Below are 18032 nucleotides of genomic sequence, written 5' to 3'. Positions count from 1 at the left end.
GAACAGCTTGCCCACCGAGGTCTCGGTGGCGGCGGCGTAGACCACCATCACGATCGATGGCGGGATGAGGATGCCGAGGGTGCCGGCGTTGCAGACGATCCCGGCGCCGAACGCCTGTGGATAACCCGAGCGGACCATGCCGGCGATGGCGATCGAACCCACTGCCGCCACCGTTGCCGGAGACGAGCCGGATAGCGCGGCGAAGAGCATGCAGGCGAGCACCGCGGCGATCGCCAGGCCGCCACGGATGTGTCCGACGCAGGCGTTGGCGAAGTCGATCAGGCGCCGCGCCACGCCACCGGTGGTCATGAACGCGCCGGAGAGCAGGAAGAACGGGATCGCCAGCAGGGTGTAGTGCTCGGAGGTCTCGAACAGCTTGATCGCCAGCGAGCGTACCGAGTCCGGGCTGAACAGGAGGATCGTCAGTGCGCCGGAGAGACCCAGGGAGACGGCGATCGGCACGCCGATGAACATCAGCAGGAAGAGCAGCAGGAAGAGGAACAGAATGGTCATGCCTTGGGCTCCTCGTGCTCGGTCAGCTTCAGCGCGTCGGCAGCCTCGTCGGCCAGTCCCAGTCCGGTCTGGCGGTTGCGCAGGATGCGCACGAGGATCTCGGCGAAACGGATGAACACCAGGGCGAAGCCGACCGGCACGATCAGGCCGATGTGCCATTGGCGGATGCCGAAGTGGTCGAGGTCCTCGGCGCCGATGCCGGCGATGAACAGGGTCTTCACCCAGTCGTAGCTGGCCACGCAGAGCAGGCCGGCGTAGCCGAGGCAGGCCAGGCAGGCGATCACGCCGAGCACTCGCTGTACCGGTCGCGAGGCCAGCTTCACCAGCACGTCCACGCCGAGGTGCCCGGCGGTGCGTACGCCGTAGGCGATGCCGAGGAAGATCAGCCAGGCGAACAGGGCCTTGGTCAGGGCGTTGCTCCAGGTCATCTCCTGGGCCAGGGTGAGGACCCCATCGCCGATGGCGAGCAGCGTCTCGTTGCCGCCCTCCCAGAGATCGGCGAGATCGTAGAGCAGCGTATAGAGGTTATTGAGGACTACATAAACGAAGGTAACCAGCGTCATGGCGGCGAGGAGGAAGGCGATCAGGCCTTCCTCCAGGCGCGCCCAGACGCGCGCGAGCGCGTGCATGGGCTTTCCCTCTTCTTCTTATTGGGCCTGGTTGGCGGCTTCGGCGGCCTTGATCAGGTCGGCGCCGATCTCGCCTTCGAACTTCTTCCACACCGGCTGCATGGCCTTGCGCCATTCGGCCCGCTGTTCGGGAGTGAGTTCGATGATCTCGCTGGTCTTGGCCTCGACGATGCGCTGCTTGTCGCCCTGGTTGAGCGCCTCGGCCTGCTTGTTCACCTCCACGGTGACCTCGTCCATGGTCTTGGCCAGCACGCCGCGCACGTCTTCCGGCAGGCCGTTCCAGAACTTGGTGTTGGTGATCACCATGTAGTCCAGCACGCCGTGGTCGGACTCGGTGATGTACTTCTGCACTTCGTGCATCTTCTGCGAGTAGATGTTCGACCAGGGGTTCTCGGTACCGTTGACCACGCCGGTCTGCAGGCCCTGATAGACCTCGGCGAAGCTCATCTTGCGCGGGTTGGCGCGCACCGCCTTGAACTGTTCCTCGAGCACCTTGGAGGCCTGCACGCGGAACTTCAGGCCGCGGGCGTCCTTCGGCTCGCGCAGGGGCTTGTTGGCGGACAACTGCTTCATCCCGTTGTGCCAGTAGCCGAGGCCAGTGATGCCCTTGTCCTGCATCGAGGTCAGCAGCTCCTTGCCCTGCGGGCTCTGCTGGAAGCGGTCGACCGCCTGGATGTTGTCGAACAGGAACGGCAGGTCGAAGATCTGCAATTTCTTGGTGTACTGCTCGAACTTGGCCAGCGACGGCGCGATGATCTGCACGTCGCCCAGCAGCAGGGCTTCCATCTCCTTGCCGTCGCCGAACAGCGACGAGTTCGGGTAGACCTCCACCTTGACCTTGCCCGGCAGGCGTTCCTCCACCAGTTTCTTGAACAGCAGCGCGCCCTGGCCCTTGGGCGTGTGCTCGGCGACGACGTGGGAGAACTTGATGACGATCGGGTCGGCTGCCTGGACGATTCCGGCGACGGTCAGGGAAAGTGCGCAGACGAGCGCCTTCGCGGTGTGCTTGAGCATGAGACTTCCTCTTTGTTCTTGTCTGTCTTTTATGAAGAGGACGGGTGTCCTCTCGGCGTGGCCGAACAAGGGAAGTCTAGGCAGCGCAGCGGCAGATGCTGCGTGAATCGGAAAAGCGCCTGGTCTTCTGCTTGTTGGAACGCTCGGGAAGCCGTGAGCAAGCCCTGTGCCAGTCGGGCAAGGGTACGCAGGGGAGATGCTGCGGGCGCGGATGGCGAACGGTTGGCGGTAATCCGCCATTCATTCGCCATCATCTGGCGGATTTTCGCCAGGTGTGTTGAACGGCAGGCCGTGCTTGCGCAGCTTGTCGTGCAGGGTCTTGCGCGGGATACCGAGGGCCTCGGCGACGCTGCGCAGCGAATTGTGCGGGCGTTCCAGTTCGGCAGCGATCAGCGAGCGCTCGAAGGCCTCGACCTTGGCGCTGAGGTTGTGCGGCTCGTCGGCGGCGTCGGGCAGGACTCCGTCGTCCAGGCTCAGGCCGAGACCCAGGGCGAAGCGCTCGGCGGCGTTCTGCAATTCGCGCACGTTGCCCGGCCAGTCGTAGGCCAGCAGCCGCGCCGACTGGCCGGCGTCCAGTTCGCGTGGCGTCAGGCCATAACGCATGGCGCCGGCTTCGGCGAAATGGCGGAACAGCAGCGGGATGTCTTCGCCGCGCTCGCGCAGCGGTGGAATGCGCAGGCTGGCGACGTTGAGGCGGTAATAGAGGTCGGCGCGGAAGCGGCCCTGGTCGGCGGCCTGGCGCAGGTCTTCCTTGGTTGCCGCGATGATGCGGATATCCAGCGGGATCAACTGGTTGGAGCCGAGCCGCTCGACTACCCGTTCCTGCAGCAGGCGCAACAGCTTGACCTGCACGTCCAGGCTCATGCTCTCGATCTCGTCGAGGAACAGGGTGCCGCCATTGGCGTACTCGAACTTGCCGATGCGGCGCTTCTGCGCGCCGGTGAAGGCGCCGGCCTCGTGACCGAACAGTTCGCTTTCCACCACCGATTCGGCGAGGGCGCCGGCGTTGATCGCGACGAACGGTCCGTCGCGTCTGCTCGACAGGTCATGCAGGGCCCGCGCGACCACCTCCTTGCCGGCGCCGGTTTCGCCAAGGACCAGCACGTCGGCCTGGATCGCCGCCAGCGAGCCGACCTGCTCGCGCAGGCGCTGCATGCCGGCCGAGCGTCCGATCAGGCGCCCATGCAGCTCGTGGCGTTCGGCCAGGGCCAGGCGCAGGGTGCGGTTCTCCAGGACCAGCCGGCGCACCTCCAGGGCGCGGCGCACGCTGTCGAGCAGGGCGTCGCTGGGGAAGGGCTTTTCCAGGAAGTCATAGGCGCCGCCGCGCATGGCCTGGACCGCCAGCGGCACGTCGCCGTGGCCGGTGATCAGGATCACCGGCAGGTCGGCGTCCTGTTCGTGCAATTGGCGGAGCAGTTCCATGCCATCGATGCCGGGCATGCGGATGTCGCTGACCACCACCCCGGGCCAGTCCTTGCACTGCGCGGTATCCAACTGGCGCGCGTCGTCCAGGGTCGCGACCTTGAGCCCGGCGAGGTCGAGCGTCTGGCGCAGGGCCTGGCGCAGGTGCGGATCGTCGTCGATCAGCAGGACCTGGGTCTGGGCATCGAATGGCGCGAAGGGACTCATGCGCGGGTTTCCTCCTGGGGCATGGCGGCGACGCCGGGAACTCCCGGCAGCAAGTGCAGGCGCACCACGGCGCCGCCTTCGAGATGGTTGCCCATTTCCAGGCGGCCGCCGAGGGCGCGCAATAGGTTATCGCAGATGGCCAGGCCGAGGCCGAGCCCTTTGGCGGTGGTCTTGGTGGTGAAGAAGGGTTCGTGGGCGTGGGCCAGGGCGTCCTCGGAAAACCCCGGGCCGTTGTCGCGCAGGGTCAGGATCACGCCGTGCTGGTCCTGGCTGGCGATCACCCATAGGCGCCGTGGCGGAGCTTTCTCGGCGAGCGCGTCGAGGGCATTGGTGAGCAGGTTGCCGAGGATCTGCCGCAAGCGGGTCTCGCCGGCCTGGACCCACAGCGGGGCGTCCGGCACGTCGCGCAGCAGTTCGACGTTCATCGCCCGCCGCCGACTGGCGAGCATCGACAGGGCGTCCTCGATCGCCGGCTGCAACTGCACGTTCTCCGGCGCCCGGCGCGCACCGCGGGCATAGGCCTTGAGGTGGGCGATGATCGAGGCCATGCGGGTGGTGAGGTCGCTGATCTGCTCGAGATTGCCGCGGGCGTCCTCGGTGCGCTGGTGGTCGAGCAGCACCCGGGCGTTGTCGGCGTAGCTGCGGATCGCCGCCAGCGGCTGGTTGAGTTCGTGGCTGATGCTCGCCGACATGGTGCCGAGGGCCGTGAGCTTGCCGGCCTGGACCACTTCGTCCTGGGCGCGCATCAGCTCGCGCTGGGCCTGTTCGCGTTCGTGGACTTCCTGCTGCAACTGCGCGTTGGCGTTCTCCAGCTCGCGGGTGCGTTCCAGTACGCGCTCTTCCAACTGGCGCTTGGCCTCGGCCTCGAGAGCGATGCGGTCCAGGTAGTGACGGCGGCTGAGGGTCAGCAGGGTAAGCAGCAGGAGCAGGGCGAGCAGGGTCGCGCCGCCGATCAGCAGGACGCTGCGCACCGGCCGTTCGATGAGGGTGCGGGGGGCGTAGATGCTCACCGTCCAGCCGGTTTCCGGCAGCGTCCGGCTCTGGCTGAGCCAGGCGCTCTGTTGCAGGCGCAGGGGCTTCGGGTCCTGCACCGGGTAGGGGATGTTGGCGTGGATCTCGTCGCGCTCCGCCGCGCTCAGCGGCCGACTGGCATGGAAGCGCCAATCCTCGCGCGAGGAGAGGATCACCACGCCGTAGTTGTCTATCACCAGCAACTGCTCCGGGGAATTGCCCCAGAGCCGTTCGATGTGTTCGAGATCGACCTTCACCACCAGCACGCCGATGATCCGCGAGCCTTCTTTCACCGCACTGGCGAAGTAGTAACCGCGCTTGATCGAGGTGGTGCCCAGGCCGAAGAAGCGCGCCAGGCGGCCCTGCATGGCCTCGCGATAATAGGGGCGGAAGGCGAAGTTGCGGTGGACGAAACTGTCCGCCTGGGCCCAGTTGGAGGCGACCTGGGTGGTGCCGTCCGGCTGCAGCAGATAGATCACGTCGGCGCCGGTGCGTCGGCGGATGTCGGCCAGCGCCTCGTTGGCGATCTTCTGCAGCAGCGGGTCGCCAGGTTGTTGCAGGGCCTGGCGCAGCACCGGCAGGCCGCCGAGGATCTGCGGCAGTTCTTCGTAGCGGCGCAGCGTGCCGAGCAGGTTGGCGACGTAGAGGTCGAGCGTCTGGCGGTTCTGCTCGGCCAACTGCTCGCTGTAGTAGCGCTCGGCGAAATATTGCAGGGGCCAGAGCAGCGGCGCGAGAAGCAGGGCGAGGATGACCAGCGAGCGCCAGCGATGGAAATAGGCTTTCAAGACGAACGAACCTGCCGTGGCTGCGAGTATCCGGGGCATCCCGGACGGGATGCCCTAAATTATCACGCCTTGCGCCGAGTCCGGTCGCTCCCTGCCGTTCAGGGGAAGCAGTCGGCGTCGGCGAATGCCTTGCCCTGGCGGTCCTTCTCCGAAAGCAGGGGGGCATCCTGCAGCGGCCAGTCGATCTTCAGCTCGGGATCGTTCCAGACGATGCAGCGTTCGTGTTCCGGTGCCCAGAAGTCGGTGGTCTTGTAGAGGAACTCGGCGTATTCGCTGAGCACCACGAAGCCGTGCGCGAAGCCGGCCGGAATCCACATCTGGCGCTTGTTCTCCGCGCTCAGGCGTTCGCCTACCCAGTGGCCGAAGGTCGGCGAGCCGCGACGCAGGTCGACGGCCACGTCGAATACCTCGCCGAGAGTGGCGCGCACCAGTTTTCCCTGGGCTTGCCGGATCTGGTAGTGCAGGCCGCGGAGGACGCCACGGGCGGAACGCGAATGGTTGTCCTGGACGAAGCTGACCGGATGACCGCAGGCTTCCTCGAAGGCGCGCTGGTTGTAGCTTTCGAAGAAGAATCCGCGATCGTCGCCGAACACCCGGGGTTCGAAGAGGATGACGTCGGGAATTGCCAGGCGGGTCGCTTTCATCAGTACACGGTCTCGGTCAGCAGGCGCTTGAGGTATTGGCCGTAGCCGTTCTTGGCCAGCGGCGCGGCGAGTTTTTCCAGTTGCGCGGCGTCGATCCACTTCTGCCGGTAGGCGATCTCTTCCGGGCAGGCCACCTTGAGACCCTGGCGGTTCTCCAGGGTGGCGATGAACTGGCCGGCCTCGAGCAGCGAATCGTGGGTGCCGGTATCCAGCCAGGCGTAGCCGCGGCCCATGATCTCCACGCTGAGCTGGCCGCGCTCCAGATAGGCGCGGTTGACGTCGGTGATCTCCAGCTCGCCGCGCGGCGAAGGCTTCAGGTCCCTGGCGATGTCCACCACCTGCTGGTCGTAGAAATACAGGCCGGTGACCGCGTAGTTCGACTTCGGCTCCAGTGGCTTCTCTTCCAGGCTGATGGCCTTGCCGCCCTGGTCGAACTCGACCACGCCGTAGCGCTCCGGGTCCAGCACGTGGTAGGCGAAGACGCTGGCGCCGGTCTGGCGCTGCGAAGCGCTGCCGAGCAACTCGTGGAAGTCGTGGCCGTAATAGAGGTTGTCGCCCAGGACCAGCGCGCTGAGGTCGTTGCCGATGAACGACTCGCCGATCAGGAAGGCCTGGGCCAGGCCGTCCGGCGACGGTTGCACGGCATATTGCAGGTCCAGGCCCCAGTTTGAACCGTCGCCCAGCAACTGCTGGAAGCGTGGGGTGTCCTGTGGGGTCGAGATGATCAGTATCTCGCGGATGCCCGCCAGCATCAGGGTACTGAGCGGGTAGTAGATCATCGGCTTGTCGTACACCGGCAGCAGCTGCTTGGAGATGGCCAGCGTTGCCGGGTGCAGGCGGGTGCCCGAGCCTCCGGCGAGGATGATGCCCTTGCGTTTCATAGTGGTCCCTGCTCGCTCAGTTCCTGGATCATGCGTCCGGCATGGTAGCGCCAGTCTGGCAGTACCAGGCCGAAGACCTGTTGCAGCTTGCGGTTGTCGAGGCGCGAATTGGCCGGACGCTTCGCCGGCACCGGGTAGTCCTCGGTGGCGATCGGCAGGACCCGCTGCGGCGTCGCCTGCAACTCCCAGCCCCGCTCCAGCGCCTGTTCGATGACGAAGCGCGCATAGAGGTGCCAGGACGTCTCGCCGCTGGCGACCAGGTGGTAGGTGCCGCTGGCCCGTGCTGCCAGCTCGGCATCCCAGCGCAGGCGCTGCAGGACCTGGGCGGTGACGTCGGCGATCAGCTCGGCGCTGGTGGGCGCGCCGAACTGGTCGGCCACGACCTTGAGTTCGTCGCGTTGCCCGGCCAGGCGCAGCATGGTCTTGGCGAAGTTTCCGCCGCGCGCGGCGTAGACCCAGCTGGTGCGGAAGATCAGGTGGCGGCAGCCGCTGGCGCGGATGGCCTGCTCGCCTTCCAGCTTGGTCTGCCCGTAGACGCTCAGCGGGCCGGTCGGCGCGTCCTCGGCGAAAGGCACGCTGCCCGCGCCGTCGAACACGTAGTCGGTGGAGTAATGCACCAGCCAGGCGCCGCAGGCCGCGGCCTCCTCGGCCAGTACCGCGACGGCGCGGGCATTGATCAGGCGGGCGTTGTCGGCATCGCTCTCGGCCTTGTCCACCGCGGTGTAGGCACCGGCGTTGACGATGAACTGCGGCCGCTCGGCGCGAACCAGTCGCGCCAGGCCTTCGGGGTCGGCGAGATCGGCGCGCCGACGGTCACAGACCAGCAGTTCGCCCAGCGGCGCCAGGGCGCGCTGCAGCTCCCAGCCGACCTGGCCGTTGGCGCCGAGGAGAAGGATCCGGTTCATGCGTACTGCTTACCCACCCACTCGCGGTAGGCACCGCTGGTTACGTTGGCCACCCAGTCCTGGTTGTCCAGGTACCAGCGCACGGTCTTGCGGATGCCGGTCTCGAAGGTTTCCGCCGGCTTCCAGCCCAGCTCGCGCTCCAGGCGCGTGGCATCGATGGCGTAGCGGCGATCATGGCCCGGACGATCCTTGACGAAGGTGATCTGCTCGCGATAGCTGCGGCCGTCGGCGCGCGGCTGCTCCTGGTCGAGGATGGCGCAGAGGGTCTCGACCACGTCGAGGTTGGCCTTTTCGTTCCAGCCGCCGACATTGTAGGTCTCGCCCAGTTGCCCGGCTTCGAGGACCCGGCGGATGGCGCTGCAATGGTCCTTGACGTAGAGCCAGTCGCGGATCTGCTGGCCGTCGCCGTAGATCGGCAGCGGCTTGCCGGCCAGGGCGTTGTGGATCACCAGTGGGATGAGCTTTTCCGGGAAGTGGTACGGGCCGTAGTTGTTCGAGCAGTTGGTGGTCAGCACCGGCAGCCCGTAGGTGTGGTGATAGGCCCGCACCAGGTGGTCGGAGGCCGCCTTGGACGCCGAGTAGGGACTGTTCGGCTCGTAGCGGTTGTTCTCGGTGAAGGCCGGATCGCTCGGTGCCAGCGAGCCATAGACTTCGTCGGTGGAGACATGGAGGAAGCGGAATGCCGCCTTCGCTTCCGGCTCCAGCGCGCCCCAGTAGGCGCGCACTTCTTCCAGCAGGCGGAAGGTGCCGACGATGTTGGTCTGGATGAAGTCCTCGGGGCCGTGGATCGAGCGGTCCACATGGGATTCCGCGGCGAAGTTGAGGATCGCCCGCGGCTGGTGATCGGCGAGCAGGCGGGCTACCAGCTGGCTATCGCCGATATCGCCGGCGACGAAGGTGTGCCGGGCGTCGCCGTCGAGGCTGGCGAGGTTCTGCCGGTTGCCGGCGTAGGTGAGCTTGTCGAGGCTGACCACCGGCTCGTCATGCAGGGCCAGCCAGTCGAGCACGAAATTGGCGCCGATGAAGCCGGCGCTGCCGGTCACGAGAATCGTCATGAGTCATACCTTGTTCAAGCAGTGGTTGTCCGTAGGGCTGCTTCGACACGTCCCGCCAAGGTGTACCAATCGATCGTGAAGACGACGATTAGTACGGGAAAAATGGCGATCCTGCCAACCCCAGATCTGGTAGGTGCATCTGACCCGGCATTCTATTCGAAGTGCCATCACTGGGTAGAAAGGAAGCAGGATAAAACAAAAAGCCCCGCGCGAGGCGGGGCTTTTCGGGATTCATGGTGCCGGCACCAGGAGTCGAACCCGGGACCTACTGATTACAAGTCAGTTGCTCTACCAGCTGAGCTATACCGGCGAAGAGGGCGACATTATAGCCAGCCGCCGCCAGGAGTAAACCACTGATTTTCCTGCCCGTATGCCGTTCGTTCTCAGTGCCCGGAGGCGGCCGCGCCGGGCTTGGCGCCGAACGGCGGGCGGGCCAGCCAGATGATCACCAGCAGGGCGAGGAACAGCCAGCCGAGCATGGTGAAGTAGTCGATGGTGGACATCATGTAGGCCTGGCTCTGCACCATCCTGTCGAGCAGCGCCGCGTTCGCCTGGGTGTTGCCGCCGAGCTGGGCGAGGGTTTCGTGGGTGGCCGGGTCGTAGAGGCTGATGTTTTCGCTGAGATAGGCGTGGTGTTGCGTGGCGCGGCGGTTCCAGATCCAGGTGGTCAGCGAGGCGGCGAAGCTGCCGCCGAGGGTGCGCAGGAAGGTGGCCAGGCCGGAGCCGTCGGCGATCTGGTCGGGGGGCAGGTCGGAGAGCAGGATGCTCAGGATCGGCATGAAGAAGAACGCCACGCCGAGCCCCATGATCAACTGCACGATGGCGATGTGCTGGTAGTCGACCTCGGTGGTGAAGTTGGCGCGCATGAAGCAGGTGATGGCCATCGCCAGGAACGACAGGCCGGCGAGCATGCGCAGGTCGAAATGGTTGGCGTAGCGGCCGACCAGCGGCGAGAGGAACACCGGGAGGATGCCGATTGGCGCGGCGGCCAGCCCGGCCCAGGTGGCGGTGTAGCCCATCTGGGTCTGTAGCCATTGCGGGAGCAGCAGGTTGATGCCGAAGAACGCGGCATAGCCCAGCACCAGCGCCAGGGTGCCGGCGGCGAAGTTGCGGTGGGCGAACAGGCGCAGGTTGACGATCGGATGGCGGTCGGTGAATTCCCAGATGATGAAGAAGGCCAGGGCGATCGCCGCGATCAGCGCGCCGCCGACGATGAAGTTCGACTCGAACCAGTCCAGGTCGTTGCCCTTGTCGAGGACGATCTGCAGGGCGCCGACGCCGATCACCAGGGCGATCAGGCCGACGTAGTCCATCGGCGCCTTCTTGATCACCACCGGGCGTGCCTTTAGTTGCTGGTAGACGACGAAAGCGGCGAACAGGCCGACCGGCACGTTGATGAAGAAAATCCACGGCCAGCTGTAGTCGTCGGTGATCCAGCCGCCGAGGATCGGCCCGGCGATCGGCGCCACCACCGTGACCATCGCCAGCAGGGCCAGGGCCATGCCGCGCTTCGCCGGTGGGTAGATGGAGATCAGCAGGGTCTGGGTGATCGGATACAGCGGCCCGGCGACGAAGCCCTGCAAGGCGCGGAAGCCGACCAGAGAAGGCATCGACTGGGCGATGCCGCAGAGGAACGAGGCGAGTACGAACAGCAGCGCGGCGGCGATGAACAGGCGCACCTCGCCGACCCGCCGGGCCAGCCAGCCGGTCAGCGGCAGGGCGATGGCGTTGCTCACGGCGAACGAGGTGATCACCCAGGTGCCCTGTTCCGAACTCACCCCGAGGTTACCGGAGATGGTCGGCAGGGCGACGTTGGCGATGGTGGTGTCGAGCACCTGCATGAAAGTCGCCAGGGACAGGCCGATGGTCGCCATCACCAGGCTGGGCGGGGAGAAGCTGCTGCTTTCGCTCATGCTGGCGGGCTCAACGCTGGGCGGTCTTGCCGTGGTCTTCGGCGAGGTTGGCTTCGATCAGGCGTTCGATCAGCTTGTCGGCCGAGGCCAGTTGCTGCTGGTAGACATCGGTGGAGAACAGCGCTTCGCGCGGTGGCTGCTGGGCCAGGGCCGGGCCGCTCTGGTCGTGCAGGTCGACCTTGACGTCCATCGACAGGCCGATGCGCAGCGGATGCTTCTGCAATTCTTGCGGATCGATATGGATGCGCACCGGCACCCGCTGGACGATCTTGATCCAGTTGCCGGTGGCGTTCTGCGCCGGCAGCAGGGAGAACGCGCTGCCGGTTCCCACGCCGAGGCTGTCGACGGTGCCGCTGTAGCGCACGTCGCTGCCGTAGAGGTCGGAGCGGATCTCCACCGGCTGGCCGATACGCATGTGCTTGAGCTGGGTTTCCTTGAAGTTGGCGTCGATCCAGATCTGGTCCAGCGGGACCACGGCCATCAGCGCAGTGCCCGGTTGCACGCGCTGGCCGACCTGTACGCTGCGCTTGGCGACGTAGCCGGTGACCGGCGCGACGATGGTCGAGCGGGCGTCGTCCAGGTAGGCCTGGCGCAGTTGCGCGGCGGCGGCCTTGACGTCCGGATGGGAGGTGATCTGGGTGTCGTCGACCAGCGCGCGATTGGTGTTCAACTGCTGTTCCGAGCTGGTCAGCGAGGCTTTCGCGCTGTCCAGGGCGTCGCGGGCGTGGGCCAGTTCCTCCTGGGAAATGGCGCCGTCGTCGGCGAGGTTCTTGCGCCGCTTGTAGTCGGCCTCGGCCTTGGCCAGCGCGACCTTGCGGGTGGCGACCTCGGCGCGATAGCCGTCGACGTTGCTGAACAGCCCGCGCACCTGGCGTACGGTGTGGGCCAGGTTGGCCTCGGCGCGTTGGAGGGCGATGTCGGCGTCGCTGGGATCGAACCTGACCAGTTCCTGGCCCTTGCGCACCAGGTCGCCGTCGTCGGCGCCGATGCTGACCACGGTGCCGACGATCTGCGGGGTGATCTGTACCACGTTGCCGTTGATGTAGGCGTCGTCGGTGTCCTCGTGCCAGCGGCCGTAGAAGAACTCCCAGGCCACGCTGGCCAGGGTGGCGAGGACGATCACGGCGAGCAGGATCAGCAACCAGCGCTTGCGCTTCGGGTTGCCGGCGGGGGTTTCGCTGTTGGCGGTAGTCATGGTGGGTGCCTCGTTCATTCTGCCGGCGCTTTCGCGGTAGCGAGCGCAGCGGAGCGGGAATCGGGTTGGAAACCGCCGCCCAGGGCCTGGACCAGCTGGACGGAAAGATCGATCTGCTGGCTCTCCAGGCTGGCCAGCTGGCGTTCGGTGACCAGCAGTTGCTGTTGCACGCTGAGGGCGTCGAGGTAGCTGCCGACGCCTTCGCCGTAGCGACGCATGGCCAGGTCGAAGTTGGACCTGGCGATATCGCGGGCCTGGCGCTGGTCGATCACCTGCTGCTCCAGGGAGCGCAACTTGCCGAGGTTATCGCTGACCTCGCCGAGGGCCTGGACCAGCGTCTTGTTGTACTGGCCGACGGCCAGGTCGTAGTCGGCGTCGCGTTCGGCCAGGTTGGCGCGGCGGCGGCCACCGTCGAAGATCGGCAGGGAGATCGCCGGCGCCACCTGGAAGAAGCGGCTCGGCGCCTGCAACACGTCGCTGGTGTGCAGGGCGGCGAGGCCGGCCATCGCGCCGAGATTGAGGTTGGGATAGAACTCGGTCTTCGCCGAGTCGATGTTGCGGCGCGCCGCCTCGACCCGCCAGCGCGCGGCAACGATGTCGGCGCGGCGGCCGAGCAGTTCCGCCGGGAGTACCGAGGGCAGGCTCAGGCTGGCCGGGTTCAGCGGTTGCGGGCGCTGCAGTTCGAGACCGCGATCGGGCCCCTTGCCCAGCAGCACGGCGAGGGCGATGCGGGCGCTAGCGATGTCCTGCTCGGCGGCGCTGAGCTGCTGGCGGGCGGTGGCCAGCTGGGTCTGCGTCTGTTGCAGCTGGACCTTGCTGTCGAGCCCGGCGCTCATGCGCTTCTGGCTCAGCTCGGTCATGCGCTGCGAGCGCTTCAGTTCTTCCTCGGCGAGATCGCGCACGGTAAAGGCGTGGGCGAGGTCGCTGTAGGCGCGGGCGATGCTCGCCGAGAGGCCGATGCGCGCGGCCTGGCTGTCGATCCGGGCGGCATTGGCCTGGCCGAGGGCGGCTTCCCAGGCGGCGCGCTCGCCGCCCCAGAGGTCGAAGTCGTAGTTGAAGCCGAGCGACAGGTACTTGATCGCCGAATAGCGGCCGCCGAGCGGTGCCGGGGCCACGCTGGTCGGCGCGCGGATGCCGGAGTAGCTGGCCTTGGCGTCCAGCGTCGGCTGGCGCGCGGCATCTTGCGCCTGGGCCGTTGCCGCCGCCTGGCGCGCACGCGCCTCGGCGATCTGCAGGTCGGGGGTGCCTTGCAGGGCTTCGCCGATCAGTTGGTCGAGCTGCCGGTCGCCGAGCCCGGTCCACCAGTCCTGGCGCGGCCAGGCCGCTGGCGAAAGGGCTACGCCGTCCAGGCTCCTGCCCGCCTGGAGGGCGCCTGCCGGTTGCAGTCGGGCGTTCGGTTCCAGGCCTTCGGAAGTGACGCAGCCGGCGGCCAGCAGTATCGCCGAGGCCAGCGCCAATCGCTGCGGCCAGAGATGGAGAGGAGGGAAGGGCATGGATCAGGACTCCTGCAGGCTGGCCCGCGGGCAGCCGGCGTGTAGCAGAACCTTGGTCAGCAGATGGGTCAGCGTCTGCAATTCTTCCGTGCTCAGGCAGGCGACCAGCTCGTTCATCGCCGCCGAGGCGATCAGCGGAAGCTGCTCCTGGACCTTCCGTCCCGCTTCGCTGAGATCCAGGCGCAGGCAACGGCGGTCTTCGGGACAGCGGCCGCGCAGCAGCAGCCCTTTTTTCTCCAGGCGCGTCAGCATGCGCGTCATCGAGCCGCTGTCCACCGACAGCTCGCGACACAGTTCGACCGGACTGTTGGCACGGTTGAGACCGACGAAGATCAGCACCTTGAACTGGGCGGCGGTTATGTCCAGCGCGGCGAGGTGCTTCTCGAGGATGCGGTCCTTGGTCGCGGCACTGACGCCGATGAGCTGGCCAATGGAGCCCTTGAAGGGAAAGTCGGAGGCGCTGTAGTGACCCATGGTGGAGGGGATCGCTGTCTAGGCAGGGAAAGTGTTTCAAAATAATACTGCCTAGGCAGCGATTAACAAGAGGTCAACCGTTGCAATAAAAGAACAATCCGTTCCTTCGAACGTCATACGATGCCGTTTTGCAACTATTGTCGGTGCTGAAGTCCACTTTCGGATTAACCGGAAAGCCAGGCTTATGCACAAGTGGGCAAGGGATAGGAAGGAAACGCTCTAAGAGTCGCTGCGGTTATTTCGGTTGTTAACAAGATATTGTTTTATATGGATTTTATTTTTTCTGTTCATTTTTTGAACAGCATTGGCCGCCCCTGGATACGGGCCCCTCTGCAGATGTTTCCCAGAACTTGTCACCAGACTTATCCACAGGTTGTGTGGGCAACCATCCGGAACACCCGTATCAGCTGCGCTCCGCAAGGATCAGCAGGTTTCGCGGAGACAGGGAGGTCGGACAGAACTCGCCCAGGCGGACGCTATAGCCCTGTTCGACCAGATACAGGCAGCGGTCCAGCAGCAGCCAGAGTTCCAGCGGGCGGCGGAACAGGGCGCGCACCAGTTCCAGGTTGCGAACCATCGCCAGGCGCTTCCAGCCGGCCGCTTCCAGCGCCTGCCAGTCGCGCGCGGCCGGTTCGGGAAGTCCCTTGAGGACGGCGAGTTCGCGACAGTAGTCGGCGTATGGACGTTCCAGCCAGGCCACCGGAAGGGAAGGCACGCTCAGGTACTGGTCGATTCCGCGTAGCTCGCGCTGCAGCAGGTCGAAACCCAGGCGCCGGGCCATCGACTGGTCGCGCTGGCGACGGACCCGTTGGCTGGCGGTGACTGTCTCGCTCAGGGGTAGGCGCAGGTCGTCAAGCGATAGCGCGAGCAGCGATCGGCCTGCCGCTTGCGAGAGCGGCTGGTAGAAAGGCCCCGGAATGCGGTTGTAGCAGCATGGCGCCACCGCCAGTTGGCGACAGCCGGCCTGGCTGGCCAGGCGCAGCAGGCGCAGGTGCAGTTCGCCGCAAGCGTGCAGGGCCACTGGCGTATGCCCGGGAAGCAGGCGCTCGGCGCAGTCCACGGCCAGCACATCCTGGCGGAGGTGGTGGGCGGAGAGCCCCAGGCGGTCGCTCAGGCGCTGTCCGTCGGCGACCAGCGCGGGATCGTGTTCGAGGCAGGTCAGCGGTTGCCCCGCATGGGCCAGCAGGCGGCCCAGATGGCCCTTGCCGGAGCACCAGTCGAGCCAGTGGACGACCGGCCTGGCGAACTGCAGGCGCCCGGCGAACAGGCCGATCTGCTGCCACTTGCGTCCCGGTACGTCGACATTGAAGCGGTTCGGTGCCTGCGGGCGTTCCGCCAATGGCAGTTCGCCGACCGCGCCCAGCGCTGCGGCCTGGGCGGCGAGCTGCGGATAAGGCGCGGGCGCGGCCAGGCGGGTGGGCTGGTTGTGCTCCGCGTCGGCCTGTTCGAGGCTGCGCCCGCGCAGCCAGGACGCCAGCTCGGCGTGTTCGGCTTCCCACGCCAGGGTCGGTTCGCTGAACGGGCGGGGTCGCCAGAGCCGCTGGTGTTCGAGGAGGAACGCGTCCAGCGCGAGGAAGCGCTGCGACAGGGCGTCGCCAGTGAGGAACGGGAAGGTTTCGGACACGATGCGAGCGGCAGCGGGAAAACGGGGCGGCGATTATAGCCGCCCCGCAGGCATCGGAAAGCGCCCGCTCAGCGGCCCTGGGTGGCGTCGACCCGCAACCAGCGTTCGATCAGGCGGAAGATCCGCGTCAGCACGATGGTGATCACCAGGTACAGCGCGCCGGCCAGGCAGAAGAACAGCATCGATTCGTAGGTGCGGGCGATGATGGTCCGGGCCATGCCCATGATGTCGAACAGGGTCACGGTGTAGACCACCGCGCTGGCCTTGAGCATCAGGATCACTTCGTTGCTGTAGGCCGGCAGGCCGATGCGCACCGCGCGCGGCAGGATGATGTGCCAGAGCGCCTGGCGCCGCGACATGCCGAGGGCGCGGGCGGCCTCCACCTCGCCGACCGGCACCGAGTGGATCGCGCCGCGGAGGATCTCGGCGATATAGGCGGCGGTGTGCAGGGTCATGGTCAGCAGCGCGCACCAGTACGGATCGCGCAGGTAGGGCCAGAAGGCGCTCTTGCGCACTTCCTCGAACTGCGCCAGGCCGTAGTAGACGATGAACAGTTGCAGCAGCAGCGGCGTGCCGCGGAAGAAGAAGATGTAGGCGTACGGCACCGCGCGCACGTACCAGTGCCGCGAGGCGCGGGCGATGCCCAGCGGCAGGGCCAGGGCGAGCCCGGCGACCACCGCGATCGCCAGCAGCTCCAGGGTCAGCGCCGCGCCCTGGAGCATCTTCGGCATCCACTTGAGGATCAGCTCCCACTCGCTCATAGCTCGTTCCTCACGAAACCACGGCCGGCGCGACGTTCGAGGAAGTGCAGGGCGACCATGATGACGACCGTGAGGCTCAGGTAGATGGCGGCCGCGGTCATGTAGAAGGTGAAGGGTTCCTTGGTCGCGTTGGAGGCGACCTGCGCCTTGCGCATGATCTCGTCGAGGGTGATCAGCGACACCAGCGCGGTGTCCTTCAGCAGGATCAGGTACAGGTTGCCGAGGCCGGGCAGGGCGACCCGCCAGATCTGCGGCAGGACGATGCGCCAGAATATCCGTCCGGGCGACAGGCCGAGCGCCTGGCCGGCCTCGCGATGGCCGCGCGGAATGGACAACAGCGCGCCGCGGAACACCTCGGTGGCGTAGGCGCCGAAGCACAGGCCGAGGGCCAGGGTGCCGGCGGCGAACGGCGAGAGCGCCAGGTCCGGCTTGCCGAAAAGGTCGCCGAGGGCGTTCAGGCCGCTCACCGTGCCGAAATAGATCATCAGTACCCAGAGCGTTTCCGGCACGCCACGGACGATGGTGGTGTAGGTGCCGCCGAGGAAACGCAGGGCCGCGTACTTCGAAGTCTTCGCGATGGCGCCGAGGAGGCCGAGCAGCAGCCCCACGCAGACCGCCGCCAGCGACAGCTTGAGGGTCATCCAGGTACCGGCGAGCAGTTGCTCGCCGAACCCATGCAGGTCGAGAATCATGAGAAGTCAGGCCTGAAGGCGGCCACCGCCGGGACGCGCCCGGCGGTGGCCTGGCTTGGCATCAATAGATGCTGAAGGGGAAGTACTTGTCGTTGATCTTCTTGTAGGTACCGTCGGCGACGATTTCCTTCAGCGCGGCGTTGAGCTTCTCGCGCAGCGGGTCGCCCTTGCGCACGGCGATACCGATCTTGTCGTTGTCGAACACCGGTTCGCCCTTGAACTCGAACTCCTTGCCGGCGTCGCTCTTCAGCCAGTCGTACTGCACGAACTTGTCGGCCAGCACGCCGTCCAGGCGCCCCGAGGAGAGGTCGAGGTAGGCGTTCTCCTGGGTGTCGTAGAGCTTGATGGTGACCACGTCGGCCATGTTGTCTTCCAGCCAGGTGCCGGCGATGGTGGCGCGCTGGGCGCCGATCACCTTGCCCTTCAGGGAGTCCTTGTCGGTCTTGAAGTCGACGCTCTTCGGCGCGACGAACTGCAGCTTGTTGGTGTAGTAGGGATCGGTGAAGTCGACTGCCTGCTTGCGCTCGTCGGTGATCGACATGGACGCGACGATGAAGTCGAACTTCTTGGCGTTCAACGCCGGGATGATGCCGTCCCAGTCGGAGGTCACCACCTCGCACTCGGTCTTCATCTTGGCGCACAGCGCCTTGCCGATGTCGAGGTCGAAGCCGACCGCCTGGCCGCTGGCATCGATGCCGTTGAAGGGCGGGTAGGCGCCTTCGGTGCCGATGCGCAGCTTGTCGGCGGCGCTGGCGTCGAGGGCGAAGGCCAGGGTTGCAGCGGCGGCCAGCAGGATCTTCTTATAGTTCTTCAT

At 66.3% G+C, this 18032-nt stretch carries 16 protein-coding genes, 1 tRNA gene and 1 pseudogene; all 18 read right to left on the bottom strand.

Going from position 1 to position 18032, the window contains the following annotated elements; all coding sequences use genetic code 11:
* Positions 1 to 513 (bottom strand): annotated as a pseudogene (gene dctM / locus ACTJJX_RS26765) (C4-dicarboxylate TRAP transporter large permease protein DctM); the annotation flags it as partial.
* The gene (gene dctQ, locus ACTJJX_RS26760) at positions 510 to 1142 is read right to left on the bottom strand and encodes a C4-dicarboxylate TRAP transporter small permease protein DctQ (RefSeq protein WP_003105527.1); all 633 of its coding nucleotides are present in this window, start codon (positions 1140 to 1142) and stop codon (positions 510 to 512) included. The gene dctQ and the pseudogene dctM, both read right to left, overlap by 4 nt.
* A gap of 18 nt (positions 1143 to 1160) precedes the next feature.
* On the bottom strand, positions 1161 to 2156 hold the full coding sequence (gene dctP / locus ACTJJX_RS26755; protein ID WP_003105525.1) for a C4-dicarboxylate TRAP substrate-binding protein DctP: 996 nt from the start codon (positions 2154 to 2156) through the stop codon (positions 1161 to 1163).
* 240 nt (positions 2157 to 2396) lie between these two features.
* Complete coding sequence (gene dctD / locus ACTJJX_RS26750; RefSeq protein ID WP_003105523.1) at positions 2397 to 3785, bottom strand: two-component system response regulator DctD; 1389 nt, start codon at positions 3783 to 3785, stop codon at positions 2397 to 2399.
* Positions 3782 to 5620 carry a two-component system sensor histidine kinase DctB gene (gene dctB / locus ACTJJX_RS26745; RefSeq protein ID WP_003141891.1) on the bottom strand — a complete coding sequence of 613 codons (1839 nt, stop codon included), beginning with the start codon at positions 5618 to 5620 and terminating at the stop codon, positions 3782 to 3784. The genes dctD and dctB overlap by 4 nt, the downstream gene beginning before the upstream one ends.
* 59 nt (positions 5621 to 5679) lie before the next feature.
* The gene (rfbC, locus tag ACTJJX_RS26740) at positions 5680 to 6225 is read right to left on the bottom strand and encodes a dTDP-4-dehydrorhamnose 3,5-epimerase (protein WP_003105520.1); all 546 of its coding nucleotides are present in this window, start codon (positions 6223 to 6225) and stop codon (positions 5680 to 5682) included.
* Complete coding sequence (gene rfbA / locus ACTJJX_RS26735) at positions 6225 to 7106, bottom strand: glucose-1-phosphate thymidylyltransferase RfbA (RefSeq protein ID WP_003105518.1); 882 nt, start codon at positions 7104 to 7106, stop codon at positions 6225 to 6227. The genes rfbC and rfbA overlap by 1 nt, the downstream gene beginning before the upstream one ends.
* Positions 7103 to 8011 carry a dTDP-4-dehydrorhamnose reductase gene (gene rfbD, locus ACTJJX_RS26730; protein ID WP_016562463.1) on the bottom strand — a complete coding sequence of 303 codons (909 nt, stop codon included), beginning with the start codon at positions 8009 to 8011 and terminating at the stop codon, positions 7103 to 7105. Before rfbD ends, rfbA begins: the two co-directional genes overlap by 4 nt.
* Positions 8008 to 9066: a dTDP-glucose 4,6-dehydratase gene (gene rfbB, locus ACTJJX_RS26725; RefSeq protein ID WP_003105513.1), complete on the bottom strand. Its 1059-nt coding sequence runs from the start codon at positions 9064 to 9066 to the stop codon at positions 8008 to 8010. Before rfbB ends, rfbD begins: the two co-directional genes overlap by 4 nt.
* A gap of 234 nt (positions 9067 to 9300) precedes the next feature.
* Positions 9301 to 9376: transfer RNA gene (locus tag ACTJJX_RS26720), tRNA-Thr, on the bottom strand.
* Positions 9377 to 9449: 73 nt separating this feature from the next.
* Positions 9450 to 10979: a DHA2 family efflux MFS transporter permease subunit gene (locus ACTJJX_RS26715; RefSeq protein WP_003096173.1), complete on the bottom strand. Its 1530-nt coding sequence runs from the start codon at positions 10977 to 10979 to the stop codon at positions 9450 to 9452.
* A 10-nt stretch (positions 10980 to 10989) separates the two neighbouring features.
* Entirely contained in the window at positions 10990 to 12174 is a 1185-nt protein-coding gene (locus ACTJJX_RS26710; RefSeq protein ID WP_003105511.1) for an HlyD family secretion protein, read from the bottom strand.
* A gap of 14 nt (positions 12175 to 12188) precedes the next feature.
* Complete coding sequence (locus ACTJJX_RS26705) at positions 12189 to 13667, bottom strand: efflux transporter outer membrane subunit (protein WP_003158393.1); 1479 nt, start codon at positions 13665 to 13667, stop codon at positions 12189 to 12191.
* A gap of 3 nt (positions 13668 to 13670) precedes the next feature.
* Positions 13671 to 14141: a MarR family winged helix-turn-helix transcriptional regulator gene (locus tag ACTJJX_RS26700; RefSeq protein ID WP_003105547.1), complete on the bottom strand. Its 471-nt coding sequence runs from the start codon at positions 14139 to 14141 to the stop codon at positions 13671 to 13673.
* 403 nt (positions 14142 to 14544) lie between these two features.
* Positions 14545 to 15765 (bottom strand): methyltransferase, encoded by a 1221-nt coding sequence (locus ACTJJX_RS26695; RefSeq protein ID WP_003105545.1) that lies wholly within the window; start codon positions 15763 to 15765, stop codon positions 14545 to 14547.
* 68 nt (positions 15766 to 15833) lie between these two features.
* Positions 15834 to 16526, bottom strand: a complete 693-nt coding sequence (locus ACTJJX_RS26690) for an ABC transporter permease (protein ID WP_003096163.1) — start codon at positions 16524 to 16526, stop codon at positions 15834 to 15836.
* On the bottom strand, positions 16523 to 17218 hold the full coding sequence (locus tag ACTJJX_RS26685; protein WP_003105543.1) for an ABC transporter permease: 696 nt from the start codon (positions 17216 to 17218) through the stop codon (positions 16523 to 16525). The genes ACTJJX_RS26690 and ACTJJX_RS26685 overlap by 4 nt, the downstream gene beginning before the upstream one ends.
* Before the next feature lie 61 nt (positions 17219 to 17279).
* Complete coding sequence (locus ACTJJX_RS26680; RefSeq protein WP_003096156.1) at positions 17280 to 18032, bottom strand: ABC transporter substrate-binding protein; 753 nt, start codon at positions 18030 to 18032, stop codon at positions 17280 to 17282.

The sequence above is a fragment of the Pseudomonas sp. 22490 genome, from assembly GCF_052044465.1.
In the GTDB taxonomy this organism is placed as follows: Bacteria; Pseudomonadota; Gammaproteobacteria; order Pseudomonadales; family Pseudomonadaceae; genus Pseudomonas; species Pseudomonas aeruginosa.
The sequence above is the reverse complement of the archived record's forward strand: the minus strand, read 5'-3'. Positions and strand labels throughout refer to the sequence as shown.